The sequence below is a fragment of the Streptomyces sp. NPDC060198 genome, assembly GCF_042728415.1.
Lineage (GTDB): Bacteria > Actinomycetota > Actinomycetes > Streptomycetales > Streptomycetaceae > Streptomyces.
On the sequence record NZ_JBHWZJ010000692.1, the window covers coordinates 1 to 1,028 of the forward strand.

The window sequence follows — 1,028 nt, forward strand, 5'->3', positions numbered from 1 at the left end:
AGCTGGTCGGTGAGGACCGACTTGGAGTCGTGCAGGAGGCGGCCGACGAGGGTGGACTTGCCGTCGTCGACGGAGCCGGCGGTGGCGAAGCGCAGCAGCGTGGTCTCGGCCAGTGTGTCGGTCAACTGGTGTGTCGTGGTGGTCATTTAGAAGTACCCCTCGCGCTTGCGGTCTTCCATCGCGGCTTCGCTCATCTTGTCGTCGGCGCGGGTGGCGCCGCGTTCGGTGAGGCGGGAGGCGGCGATTTCGGTGATGACGGCGTCGAGGGTGGTGGCGTCGGAGTCGACGGCTCCGGTGCAGGACATGTCGCCGACGGTGCGGTAGCGCACGAGGCGGGTTTCGGTGGGTTCGGTGTCCTTGGGGCCGCCCCAGTCGCCGGCGGTGAGCCACATGCCGCCGCGGTCGAAGACCTCGCGGTGGTGGGCGAAGTAGATCTCGGGGAGCTCGATGCCCTCGCGCTGGATGTACTGCCAGACGTCGAGTTCGGTCCAGTTGGAGATCGGGAAGACGCGGACGTGTTCGCCGGGGGCGTGGCGGCCGTTGTAGAGCTGCCAGAGTTCGGGGCGCTGGCGGCGGGGGTCCCACTGGGAGAACTCGTCGCGGAGGGAGAAGACGCGTTCCTTGGCGCGTGCTTTCTCCTCGTCGCGGCGTCCGCCGCCGAAGACGGCGTCGAAGCGGTGGTGCTGGATGGCTTCGGTGAGGGGGACGGTCTGGAGGGGGTTGCGGGTGCCGTCGGGGCGTTCGCGCAGGGTGCCGGCGTCGATGTAGTCCTGGACGGAGGCGATGTGCAGGCGCAGTCCGTGGGCGGCGACGGTGCGGTCGCGGTGGTCGAGGACCTCGGGGAAGTTGTGTCCGGTGTCGACGTGCAGGAGCGTGAAGGGGATGGGTGCGGGGGCGAAGGCCTTCAGCGCGAGGTGGAGCATCACGATGGAGTCCTTGCCGCCGGAGAAGAGGATCACCGGCCGCTCGAACTCCCCCGCCACCTCGCGGAAGATGTGCACCGCCTCCGACTCCAGCGAGTCCAGGTG

Annotated in this window: 1 protein-coding gene; it reads right to left on the reverse strand. The window is 69.0% G+C overall.

The window, feature by feature from the left end; all coding sequences use genetic code 11:
• Window positions 1-146 precede the first annotated feature (146 nt).
• A partial coding sequence (gene cysD, locus ACFWEP_RS34775) for a sulfate adenylyltransferase subunit CysD (protein WP_387376317.1) occupies window positions 147-1,028 on the reverse strand: 882 nt, incomplete at its 5' end.